The 11,888-nt window shown below is 36.2% G+C and carries 11 protein-coding genes; all 11 read left to right on the plus strand.

Annotated features, from left to right (window positions below):
* Positions 1-27: 27 nt before the first annotated feature.
* Positions 28-1,050: an SDR family oxidoreductase gene (locus AB4503_RS18575; protein WP_372115524.1), complete on the plus strand. Its 1,023-nt coding sequence runs from the start codon at positions 28-30 to the stop codon at positions 1,048-1,050.
* Entirely contained in the window at positions 1,047-2,330 is a 1,284-nt protein-coding gene (locus tag AB4503_RS18580; protein WP_372115525.1) for a lipopolysaccharide biosynthesis protein, read from the plus strand. Before AB4503_RS18575 ends, AB4503_RS18580 begins: the two co-directional genes overlap by 4 nt.
* A gap of 82 nt (positions 2,331-2,412) precedes the next feature.
* Entirely contained in the window at positions 2,413-3,615 is a 1,203-nt protein-coding gene (locus AB4503_RS18585; RefSeq protein ID WP_372115536.1) for an O-antigen polymerase, read from the plus strand.
* Positions 3,612-4,820, plus strand: a complete 1,209-nt coding sequence (locus AB4503_RS18590; RefSeq protein WP_372115526.1) for a glycosyl transferase — start codon at positions 3,612-3,614, stop codon at positions 4,818-4,820. Before AB4503_RS18585 ends, AB4503_RS18590 begins: the two co-directional genes overlap by 4 nt.
* 77 nt (positions 4,821-4,897) lie before the next feature.
* On the plus strand, positions 4,898-5,950 hold the full coding sequence (locus AB4503_RS18595) for an acyltransferase family protein (RefSeq protein ID WP_372115537.1): 1,053 nt from the start codon (positions 4,898-4,900) through the stop codon (positions 5,948-5,950).
* Between the two features lie 57 nt (positions 5,951-6,007).
* Entirely contained in the window at positions 6,008-7,111 is a 1,104-nt protein-coding gene (locus tag AB4503_RS18600; protein WP_372115527.1) for a glycosyltransferase family 4 protein, read from the plus strand.
* Positions 7,111-8,148, plus strand: a complete 1,038-nt coding sequence (locus AB4503_RS18605; protein ID WP_372115528.1) for a polysaccharide biosynthesis protein — start codon at positions 7,111-7,113, stop codon at positions 8,146-8,148. The genes AB4503_RS18600 and AB4503_RS18605 overlap by 1 nt, the downstream gene beginning before the upstream one ends.
* Before the next feature lies 1 nt (position 8,149).
* Positions 8,150-9,022 carry a dTDP-4-dehydrorhamnose reductase family protein gene (locus AB4503_RS18610; protein WP_372115529.1) on the plus strand — a complete coding sequence of 291 codons (873 nt, stop codon included), beginning with the start codon at positions 8,150-8,152 and terminating at the stop codon, positions 9,020-9,022.
* A complete protein-coding gene (gene wecB, locus AB4503_RS18615; protein WP_372115530.1) occupies positions 9,015-10,145 on the plus strand; it encodes a non-hydrolyzing UDP-N-acetylglucosamine 2-epimerase in 1,131 nt (376 codons plus the stop codon). The genes AB4503_RS18610 and wecB overlap by 8 nt, the downstream gene beginning before the upstream one ends.
* Positions 10,145-11,341, plus strand: a complete 1,197-nt coding sequence (locus AB4503_RS18620) for a glycosyltransferase family 4 protein (RefSeq protein WP_372115531.1) — start codon at positions 10,145-10,147, stop codon at positions 11,339-11,341. The genes wecB and AB4503_RS18620 overlap by 1 nt, the downstream gene beginning before the upstream one ends.
* Before the next feature lie 10 nt (positions 11,342-11,351).
* Entirely contained in the window at positions 11,352-11,789 is a 438-nt protein-coding gene (locus AB4503_RS18625; protein ID WP_372115532.1) for a WbuC family cupin fold metalloprotein, read from the plus strand.
* Positions 11,790-11,888 lie beyond the last annotated feature (99 nt).

Here is an 11,888-nt window from a genome sequence, read left to right on the forward strand (position 1 = left end):
TCTCACTTTTTATTTATGGAATAAATAATGTCTAAATTTGAACAGATTCAGCAAGACTTACTGCAGCAGCCAAAAGTATGGCTTGTGACAGGTGTTGCAGGTTTTATTGGCTCAAACCTATTAGAAAAGCTATTAAAACTCAACCAGACTGTAGTTGGCTTAGATAACTTTGCAACGGGTCATCAGCATAACCTGGATGAAGTAAAAAACTTAGTGACTGAAACGCAGTGGGATAAGTTTCGTTTTATTGAAGGTGACATTCGAGACTACGCCACATGTGAGACTGCTGTGAAAGGGGTTGATTACGTATTGCACCAAGCTGCATTAGGTTCTGTTCCACGCTCAATTGCGGATCCTGTTACTTCAAATGCTGCAAACATTACTGGTTTTTTAAATATGCTACAAGCTTCTAAGGAAGAAGGGGTGGCAAGCTTTACATATGCTGCGAGCAGCTCTACTTATGGTGATCATCCAGCATTACCGAAAGTGGAAGAAAATATCGGTAAGCCTCTTTCTCCATATGCGGTTACTAAATATGTAAATGAAGTTTATGCTTCTGTTTATGCAAGGACTTATGGCTTTAAAGCGACGGGTTTACGCTACTTTAATGTATTTGGTCGTCGACAAGACCCAAATGGTGCCTATGCTGCGGTTATTCCTAAATGGACATCGGCAATGATTAATAATGAAGATGTATTCATTAATGGTGATGGAGAAACAAGCCGAGACTTTTGCTATATAGAGAATGTGGTTCAAATGAATGTGTTGGCTGCTACCGGGTCAGAAGAAGCGTTAGGCGAAGTGTATAACTGTGCGGTGGGTGATAGAACCACATTAAACACATTGTTTAATGCATTGAAGAATGAGTTGTCTAATAATGGTGTTATCTATTCTTCTGAACCTGAATATCGTGAATTCAGAGCTGGGGATGTGCGTCATTCGCAAGCTTCCATCAATAAAGCAGAGACAAATCTAGGCTACGCACCAAAATTCAACATTGAAAATGGCATTAAAGAAGCAATGCCGTGGTATATTAAGTTTATCAAATGACAAACAATGCTCTTATAAGAGGTATGTTAATTTATGGAGGCGTCACGGGTTTATCCAGGATGCTTCCAATAATACTCTTACCATTATACTTATCTGTACTGACACAAGATGAATTTGGTCGAGTAGAGATTTTAGTTGCACTATATAACTTTATTATAATAATTGGATGTCTGCAGCTAGAGACTGCCATTCAAAGGTTTATGTATAAAGTAGAGTCAAAAGAAGTTTTAGTCTACACGTCTTCCTTTATAATTTTCTGCTTCTCATCTTTAGCTATGGTAGTAGTTTCTTTGTTTAACAAGGAAATATCGATGTTACTATTTGATTCTGAAGTTGAAGGGTTTAATATACTTATTATATCTATAACATCAGCATTGTTTAATGTTGCGACTATATTTTTGCTGTATTTTAGATATGTCGATAAAGAATATACCTATTGTGCATTAAGTCTTACACAAGTTGTTATTACATCAATTGCCACATACGTTCTAGTTGTTGTTGAAGAAATGGGAAATTTAGGATATGTAATTGGTATGATGTCTGGATGGCTGACTATAATCCCTATATCTCTTCTTATAATTAGAACAAAAGCCCCATTTTCCATGGATTTTAAATTGCTGAAAGGATGCTTTTCATATTCTCTTCCACAGCTTCCAGCCAGATTTTGTAGTTTTTTTGTTCAATTTGGAAATCGATTTATAGTATTGATGCATTTTGGAACTAGCTCTGTTGCTCTATTGGCACTGGCAACAAAGTTTTCGGCTTTTTATCAATTACTCCATATTGCTTTCACAATGGCTTGGAATCCATTTTTATATAAGAATGAAGATAATAAAAATTTAAATGAAACGATCAATAAGGTTGTTGTTTTTTTAGTTTCTATAATAGTAATCACATCAATAGCTATACATGTATTAGGTTCAGAAATTATAGATTATTTTTTTATTGATTCATATGGAGATGTAAAGGGATTAATAATATTGGCAATACTACCGGCTGGGTTGATGATAGTTAAAGAGGTTCTTGAATCTGGAGTTAAACTATCAGGAAAAACAAAATATGTTTCTTATTCATATTTTATATCAGCTATAGTGACTGCTTTTTTAATGTTTATTTCAGATGATATTAAATATGTTCTTATATCTTCAATAATTGGTAGTTTGACTCTTTTATTGTTTACGTACATATATTCAATACGAACACATAAAATTCGATACCCTATAAGATATATATTGGCTTTAATTATATATGTTGTTGGTATTTCTGTTTTTATGAGGTGATGAAGTGCACTTGATTAGTGATTCAGAGGTTTATTTTATAATATACAAGTTGATTCTTTTGATAACTATAATTTCGACTGTTATGGTTTCATTTCACAGAAATAAAGATATCTTCTCACCTGTGAAGTTATATAGCGCTTTCAATTTAGTGTTCTATATGGATGTTTTTTTTAGTGCATACGGCGACATGGTCTTGGTGTCATATTTCTTAATGTGTGTGCTATTACTTATTTTTTCATTAATTGAACCACCTAGCGCACATAAAAAAATCAACATTATAAAGAATAAGGTTGGGCCTAGTGTTATTTTTGCAATATGGTGCATGTCGTTTGCTTCAATAGTAAATCAGATGGTTGTTATTAATGAGTTAGGGGGGGTTGTAAATTACATAGGAAATTTGGCGTATCGAGTTGAATACTTCAAGGGGCGTGGTTATGTCATTATAATAAATAACATCATTGCAACAATGAATGTTATCTATTTTGCTGTGATGCTAATGAGGAGAGAGCCACCCAAATTTTCTTGGTTATTGTTTGTAGTCCACTTTGCAATATTCGTTTTCATCGCTTTGTTGTCGGGTTCAAGGTCTTTTCTGCTTATGACTATCCTAGTGGAAATAATGGTTTATCACTATGTTAGAAAAGAGTTTACTATATTTAAAATTGCACCGTATATTATTGTGCTTGGGGTTTCAGTTGCTGTCTTAGGAACACTGAGGAATACGGTTAGCACATCTGAAGGTGAGCTTAAATTCTCAAGTGAAGATGAGTTTAAACTTGAGAGTACACATTTTAAGTACGGTCTTATTCCGCTGGATATCGTTTTCTCTAGTGAAGATAAGCCTTTGTTTTATGGGGCTACATATTTTTCCTTGATTACGAACTTTATACCAAGAGTGATTTACAGTGATAAGTTGGATACTGGCGGTGTTGCCTTTACAAAATTGTACACCGGAGACCAGTGGGGGGGGTTGTCAAATTTATCCACAGGGTCAATCACTGAAGGGATAATTAATTTTGGTCATTCTGTCGGCTTAGTCGTTGGCCTCTTAACATTAGGTGCGCCAATGTATATTGGCTTGAGGTTGTACTCCCGGCTACACAGCATAACATCGAGAGGTTATCCTTATATTAAGGTGGTCTGGTATATATATTTTATTTTGGCTATTTCTCGACTGTCATACTCTGAATTTTCTTACACATATTTTACCTTTGTATTGTATTATATTGTTCCTGCAATGTTTGTTTTATTCTTGTCAGTATTGTTTAAGTCAAAGAAATTATGAAAATTTTAATTGTAAATTACCACTTTCCTCCTAGTACAACAGCCCACTCTTATCGATGGGCCTTGCTAAGGGACCACTTCATTGAGGAAGGCCATACAGTAGATGTTATCTGTGGTGGTAACTCTGGAGGTATTGATGAGGAAAACTCAGGTATTTACCGTGTAAATGGTTTTAAGAGAAACACTTCAAGTATTGTTACTGGTGGTTGTAGTGATATAAAAACTGGCTCAATATCCACAGCACTTAGAACTTGTAGAACTTACGCTGTAAAACTATTGAAAAAAGTACATCAGTTACTATTTTGGCCAGACGGTCTTTGGCATTGGCTTCCTCCTGCATTGCTAAAAGTAATGCAGCTAAAGAATAATGAATATGATTTAATCGTAGGCTATTCCCCGACATTTTCAGCAATTATTGCATCGGCATATGCAAAAAAAATCAATAAAAAATCCAAGCTTATTTTTGACTATGGCGATCCATTTTCTGTTTCAAAAAGTATGCCAGTTAATAATTTTAAAATATATGAAAAGTTAAACTATTTTATAGAGAATAAGTTGTTGCTTAAGGCTGACTTTGTATCGCTTTCAAATTCAAATACCATGTCGTTATACAGAGAATCTTTTGATAAAAATATAAATTTCAATGTGATACCACATTTGGTCAATGTCGATAGCTTTTATAGTGGTGTGAACTCGGTTAGTAAAGAAAATTTTTCTATTGGCTATGTTGGCGCTTTCCATAAAGGAATTCGTGAACCAGATTTGGCATTGAAGGTACTTAATAAGATCAAAAATAGTAATTTTAATTTTTATTTCTATGGGCCTTTAAATGGTGTTGAATTTTGTGAGTCAGAAAATTTAAAACATTACGGTTCTTTAGAAAGAAGCTTGGCCATTAATAAGATGAAAGAATTTGACGTTATCATTAATGTCGAGAATGAATCATGCCCTATGACACCAAGTAAAATATACGAATGTATGGCTACAGGTAAACCAATCGTCAACTTTTTAAGTGGAACTGAAATATCAAGCTTTTCAAATTACCCGCTGGTTTTTGATGTTGATAACAATACTAGTATCGATGATGTTGAAAACTTTATAAACAATAATGCTGGTAAGTCATTAACCCTTGATGAAGTAAATAGAATTCTCGAAGGAAAAACTGTTAAATCAATAGCGGGTGTCTACTTGAGTTTGGTTCGTTAAATGAAGTTTAGTAAATTAAATCAAGTTAAACTAAATTAGATTAATAAGTTACTTCCTTCTAAAGGTGATCTATTAATATTCAAGGCTTACGTGGTATTGCGGTTTTATTAGTACTTTTTACACATATGTTTCGTGTAGAAGAGAATTATTACTCTGGTACAGTTATTCCCGATTTTGTCCTTTCAGGTTTTGTTGGGGTAGATATATTTTTCATTATTAGCGGATTTATTATGTATATAACAACCGTGAATATTGATAAGAGAGATACATTCTTCAATATGGTTGATTTTTTAAGAAAAAGAGCCGTAAGAATATACCCACCATATTGGGTTTTTAGTATCATTTTACTGGTTTTTGCGGCTTTTTTTCCTAAAATGGTATTTTCGGGGGCAGAGTACAGTTTATGGTCATCGTTATTATTAATTCCTGATTTAAATCAACCAATATTAGCAGTGGGATGGACAATGATTCATGAAATGTATTTTTATTTGGTGTTTTCATTTTTTCTATTGTTTTCCAGGGGGTCACTAAATCTATTGTTATTTTTATGGGGCTCATTGGTGCTAGTCTTAGATTGGTATCTTGTTGATAAGGGATCTTTTTTAACTTTAGCGCTTAGCCCTTTAACAATTGAGTTTATCATTGGTGTTTATATTGGTTCTGCTTACTTTAGTTTTAAGGATAAGTTTTCTAAAATCAACCCCGCATTAGTATATACATATGTCGTCGCATTTCCATTTATAGTTTATTTTCTATATGAGGCTTATTATATTCATGCGCCAGGGCATCTTTCTAGGACATTGCTCTTTTCGCTGCCATGTTCATTGTTAGTTTTATCCCTGCTTGTATTTGAGAGTAAGAAAAAGTTTGTCCCCAATGTGTTTGTTATGATTGGAAATAGCTCGTACTCAATATACCTTAGCCATGTACTTGTAATTAATGTTATAGCTAAGATATTTTTCTTCTTGTCTTTAGATATTGGTACTGTTGAAAATTATGCATTAGTATTTACTATGTTTTTTGCGAGTGTCATTTTTGGTTATATAAGCTATTTGGTTTTGGAAGTTAAATTGGGGCACAAGCTTAACAAACTTACAGATATTAGTTCGCTTAATAGGCTTTCTCGGTAGATAATATAAATCATTAAGAGTGATATACTTATTTTTTTATTAAGTTAAAAGTGTAATATGAAACCTAATTATATATTTATAAATGCTCTTTCTGCTAAGTTGGGCGGTGGGAAGACGTACATTAGAAACTTGCTTGTAAACTTGCCAGGTGATGTTGACGTTTATATTGTTTGTCCGGATAAATCTATTTTGCCTGAGTCGGATAATGTTCATTACATTGAGGCGGGATTTGCAAATAAAAATATTTTATGTCGTGCATTTTGGGAATTCTTTTGGCTTCCCTTTCTTTTATCTAGGCTAAATGTTTCAGTTTTATTCTCTCCAGGGGGGATGGACTTTAACATTTTCACATTTGGTGTACCTAAGGTGACGATGTTTAGAAACATGTTACCTTTTGATAAGAATGCACTTCAGAGTGAAAGTAATAACTTGTCTAAAGTTAAGAATTGGATTTTGAAAGCGTTAATGCTTAGAACAATGTCCCAATCTGATCACGTAATATTTATATCAAAATATGCGCGAGATGTGATTAAAAAGTACATGTCATGCTCTAACTCAAGTGTTATTTATCATGGTGTTTCAGATAACTTCATACCTGATGAATCGATATCAATAGATAACTCACTTCTTTATGTGTCACGATTTGAGAGTTATAAAAATCACCTTAACTTAATTAAAGCCTATCACTTGATGAGTGAAAGCTTAAAGTTTAAGCATAAATTGATAATAATTGGTGAAGAAATGGAGCCCGCTTATAGCCAATGTATCAAGTTTATCAAAGAAAATAATTTGTCGGATAATGTGGTTATCAAAGGTAGGGTTCCGTACAATGAGTTGCCTATTTACTACAAATCATGCTCACTATTTATTTTTCCATCTTCATGTGAAAATTGCCCAAATATACTCATTGAGGCTATTGGTTCTGGGGCGGCTATTCTTTCTTCATCTACATCTCCGATGCCAGAGTTTGGCAGAAATGCATGTGGTTATTTCAATGAGAATGATCCAGAAAGTATTTCAAGTGAGATGGTTAGGGTTCTTAGCAATGAAGGTGAACTTAATAATCTTAGACAAAACTCAAAAGAATTGAGAAACTCATATCTCTGGAAACAAACAGCTGATAATACATGGCGAAAGCTAACTGAAATGGTAGGAAAATAATGTTTAGCGATAAAACTCTTTTAATTACAGGCGGTACCGGTTCATTTGGTAATGCTGTCTTACGTCGTTTTTTAGATACTGATATTAAAGAAATTCGTATTTTTTCTCGTGATGAGAAAAAGCAAGACGATATGCGTAAGCACTTTCAATCCGATAAGTTGAAATTTTACATTGGTGATGTACGTGATTACCAAAGTGTTTCAAACTCTATGCGTGGTGTTGATTATGTTTATCATGCTGCTGCGTTGAAGCAAGTGCCTTCTTGTGAGTTTTATCCCCTAGAAGCAGTTAAAACAAATGTCCTAGGTACAGAGAACGTTTTAGAGGCTGCTATTAATCACAGTGTTGAACGAGTAGTTTGTTTAAGTACTGATAAGGCAGTATATCCTATCAATGCGATGGGTATTTCTAAAGCAATGATGGAAAAGGTCATTGTGGCCAAAAGTCGTAACCTAGAGAATACTAATACTACTATCTCAGGTACTCGTTATGGTAACGTCATGGCTTCTCGTGGATCAGTTATCCCATTGTTTATACGTCAAGTCGTAAACGGGGAGCCGATCACTATCACTGATCCAAATATGACACGTTTCATGATGACTCTTGATGATGCGGTCGATCTCGTTCTTCATGCGTTTAACAATGGGTCAAATGGCGATATTTTTGTTCAAAAGGCCCCAGCAGCAACAATTCAAGTGCTTGTTCAAGCTATTTTAGACATTATGGATAAGCCAAACCACCCCGTAAATATAATTGGTACTCGCCATGGTGAGAAGCAATACGAAGCGTTATGTAGCCGTGAAGAAATGTTTGTGGCACAGGACCAAGGTGACTTTTATCGAGTACCAGCAGACAATCGTGACCTTAACTACTCTAAGTATTTTGAGGAAGGCGAAAAAGATCTTTCTAAAGTTGAAGATTATAACTCGCACAACACTGAACGATTAGATGTTGAAGGCATGAAGCAGTTGCTAAGAAAGCTTGATTTTATTCGTGAAATTGAAGCAGGTAACCTTATTGTTCCAGAAGGTGTGTAACGTGAAAGTTATTGTTATTGGGGCGACAGGGATGTTGGGGTATAGCATCTTTTCAAATCTTTCTGAGTTATCAAATCTCGACGTTTATGGCACCGTTCGCACCATAAATGGCTTGGAAAACTTTTTTCCATCAGCGGATAAATTACTCCCTAATATAGATGTTAAAGATTTCAAAACTTTGGAAAGAGCAGTCTTAGCAGTTAAACCAGATGTTGTCATCAATTGTATTGGCCTAATCAAGCAGCATGATGTTTCTAAGCAACACGTTGAGGCTATTGAGGTCAACGCTTTACTTCCACATAAAATTGCGCAGCTTTGTGATTCCATTCAAGCACGTTTAGTTCACTTTTCAACGGACTGTGTCTTTGATGGTGCCGCGGGAAATTATTCAGAAACAGATTTGCCAACTGCTACAGATCTTTACGGTAAGTCAAAGTGCCTTGGTGAAGTGGATTATGGTAAACATATCACTTTACGTACCTCAATCATAGGTCATGAACTAAAGTCTTCGGTAAGCTTAATTGATTGGTTCTTAAGTCAAGAAGGCTCTGTAAGAGGCTTCTCGAAAGCTGTCTTTTCCGGCCTACCTACGGCCTATGTTGCAAAAGTCCTTGCAGATTATGTACTTCCTGATTCATCCCTTTCTGGCCTGTATCAATTATCCGTAGATCCTATCGATAAGCACTCTTTGATCTCAAAAGTTGCTCATGTCTACAATAAGCAGATTGAAATTGAAAGGTTTGAAGACTTTGTGTTGGATCGCTCTCTTGATTCAACAAAGTTCCGCGAAGAGACAGGATTCGTACCACCAAGTTGGGATGAGTTAATAGCATTGATGCACACTGATTACAATAAGAGATATAACTATGAGTAAATTAAAAGTAGTAACCGTCGTAGGCACTCGCCCAGAAATCATTCGTCTTTCACGTACAATCGCTAAGTTGGATGAATACACGGATCATACGTTAGTTCATACTGGTCAAAACTATGACTATGAATTGAACCAAATCTTTTTTGATGATCTTGGTATCCGTTCTCCTGATGTATTTCTAGAGTGTGCTGGCGGTACTGCGGCTGAAACTATGGCTCAGGTTATTAGTAAGTCCGATAAGATGTTTGAAGAAATTCAGCCTGAAGCTATGTTGATCCTAGGTGATACTAACAGTGCGCTTTCTGCTATTTCGGCTAAGCGTAAAAAGATTCCTATTTTCCATATGGAAGCGGGTAACCGATGCTTTGATTTACGTGTTCCAGAAGAGATAAATCGAAAGATTGTCGACCATATTTCTGATGTAAACATGCCATACAGCGATATTGCTCGTGACTATCTGTTGCGAGAGGGCATTAGCCCGGACTTAATCGTTAAAACAGGTAGCCCGATGGATGAGGTATTAAATCATTACGAAGAAAGAATCTCTAATTCAGATGTGCTAGAGCGTCTTGAGTTAGTAAGTGAAGGGTACTTCTTAGTCAGTGTGCACCGTGAAGAAAACGTAGATTCTGAGCGCAACATTAACAATTATGTTCTCGCTCTAAATACGATTGCTGAAAAGTATAATCTGCCTATTATTGTTTCTACTCACCCTAGAACAAGAAAGAAGATTGAGCTATTAAACCTAGAGTTCCACCCTCTAGTGAATTTGATGAAACCACTTGGGTTTAGTGATTACATTCGTCTACAGAAAGAAGCGAAAGTCGTACTTAGTGATAGCGGTACGATTACAGAAGAGTCTTCAATCTTGAACTTCCCTGCTATTAACATCCGTGAAGCTCAAGAACGACCTGAAGGGTTTGAAGAGGGGGCTGTGATGTTTACTGGGATGAGTGTAGAGCGAATTCTACAAGCGATTGAAATCTTGGGTGATCAACCAAGAGGCGAAGATCGTTTGTTGAACAAAGTCGCTGACTATATTGCACCAAATGTTTCTGACAAAGTACTTCGCACAATTCTAAGCTATACCGATTATGTTAACCGCGTTATTTGGAAGAAACAGTAATGCACTTAGCGTTAATTATTGATGACTACCTGCCACACAGCACACGTGTGGCAGCCAAAATGTTTCATGAGTTAGCAAAGCAATTTGTACATATGGGGCATCAAGTGACAGTGATTACACCAGCCGTAGAGCAAAAATCTCAGTTAGAAATTTCCGAGTATGATGGTGTAACTGTTTGGCGCTTTTCGAGTGGCGCTATCAAGGATGTTGGTAAAGTCAAAAGGGCAATAAACGAAACGCTATTATCGACCAAAGCCTGGAGAGCAATATCCAATAATGTTGCACCAGACACCTTTGATGGAGTCATTTATTATTCGCCTTCCATTTTTTTTGGGAACTTGGTTAAAAAAATAAAGAGCCGTTGCCAGTGCCCTTCGTACTTGATTTTAAGAGATTTATTCCCTCAATGGGTTATTGATGCTGGAATAGTTAAGCAAGGTTCTGCCATTGAGCGTTATTTTCGATTTTTTGAAGCTCAATCTTATCAGCAAGCAGATACGATTGGCTTAATGTCTGAGAAGAATCTAGAGTTGTTCAATGATTTGACGGATGGTCGATATCCAACTGAGATAATGCGTAATTGGGCGTCTCTTGAGCCTCATGAGAGCCGAGAAGAAGGGCGGTATAAAAGAAAGTTAGGTCTTCAAAACAAGGTCGTTTTCTTCTACGGCGGTAACATAGGGCATGCTCAAGATATGGGCAACTTGATGCGACTTGCCAAAGCGATGCAACCCTACCATGATGCGCATTTTCTGTTCGTCGGTCAAGGGGATGAAGTTGAATTGATAAATCAACAGGCATCAGATTGGAATCTCACTAATTTCTCTTATTCACCATCCGTGAATCAAGATGAATTCAAAGAAATTCTAGCTGAAATGGACGTTGGTTTATTCTCTTTAGCTGCGAACCATACGGCGCACAACTTCCCTGGTAAACTTTTAGGCTACATGGTTCAGTCGTTGCCTATTTTAGGTAGTGTTAATGCCGGAAATGACTTGCTGGATATTGTAAACAATAACGAAGCAGGCCTTATTACAGTTAATGGCGAAGACGAAGCGTTAGTCAAAAATGCAATGAAATTGATGGATTTAAACACTCGACAAGCGATGGGTTCATCTGCATATGAACTACTAAAAGCCGAATTTTCTGTTGAAAGTATTGCTAAGAGTTTAGAACTTAATTTAAGAAGAAGCTAATGTAGTGTGCATGGAGCGTCTACTGACATCTAGATTCGATGAGCTATTTGTACTAGCAGAGAAATCATCAAGGAGACGATCTCACCTTAACTTACATGCGAGTTATGAAGGCAAGGTGCAACGTTTAGTTATCGCTATGGTACGTGGTAGCTATGTTGAGCCTCATTATCATGAGCTTCCACATCAGTGGGAGCTGTTCACTGTTTTACAAGGTGTTGTGAGGGGGGACAATTATTCTAAATCTGGCGAGATCATATCATCGAGATACTTAGGTGAAGGTCAAGACTCTATGATGGTTACGATCCTGCCCCATGAAATCCATAGCGTTGAATGTATTAGTAAAAAAGCGCTTTTACTTGAAGTCAAAGAAGGCCCATTTAACCCTGAATTTGCCAAAGCATTTCCGAACTTCTCTGCAGAGAAATCGAATAAACATTCCCATATTTAAAGAGCTAGAAGCATAGGTATCTACACAGATTGGTTTCATATCAAGCAATTGATTTGATTAGGGGAACAGATCCAAGGATCAGGGCAAGATCATGAAAAA

The sequence above is a fragment of the Vibrio sp. 10N.222.55.B11 genome (assembly GCF_041473705.1).
Classification (GTDB): Bacteria; Pseudomonadota; Gammaproteobacteria; order Enterobacterales; family Vibrionaceae; genus Vibrio; species Vibrio crassostreae_C.

What these genes read in the sequence shown, in the direction of transcription:
- AB4503_RS18575 (WP_372115524.1), top strand. Translation starts at nt 28, where the DNA reads ATGTCTAAATTTGAACAGATTCAGCAAGACTTACTGCAGCAGCCAAAA.
- AB4503_RS18580 (WP_372115525.1), top strand. Translation starts at nt 1,047, where the DNA reads ATGACAAACAATGCTCTTATAAGAGGTATGTTAATTTATGGAGGCGTC.
- AB4503_RS18585 (WP_372115536.1), top strand. Translation starts at nt 2,413, where the DNA reads ATGGTTTCATTTCACAGAAATAAAGATATCTTCTCACCTGTGAAGTTA.
- AB4503_RS18590 (WP_372115526.1), top strand. Translation starts at nt 3,612, where the DNA reads ATGAAAATTTTAATTGTAAATTACCACTTTCCTCCTAGTACAACAGCC.
- AB4503_RS18600 (WP_372115527.1), top strand. Translation starts at nt 6,008, where the DNA reads ATGAAACCTAATTATATATTTATAAATGCTCTTTCTGCTAAGTTGGGC.
- AB4503_RS18605 (WP_372115528.1), top strand. Translation starts at nt 7,111, where the DNA reads ATGTTTAGCGATAAAACTCTTTTAATTACAGGCGGTACCGGTTCATTT.
- wecB (WP_372115530.1), top strand. Translation starts at nt 9,015, where the DNA reads ATGAGTAAATTAAAAGTAGTAACCGTCGTAGGCACTCGCCCAGAAATC.
- AB4503_RS18620 (WP_372115531.1), top strand. Translation starts at nt 10,145, where the DNA reads ATGCACTTAGCGTTAATTATTGATGACTACCTGCCACACAGCACACGT.
- AB4503_RS18625 (WP_372115532.1), top strand. Translation starts at nt 11,352, where the DNA reads ATGGAGCGTCTACTGACATCTAGATTCGATGAGCTATTTGTACTAGCA.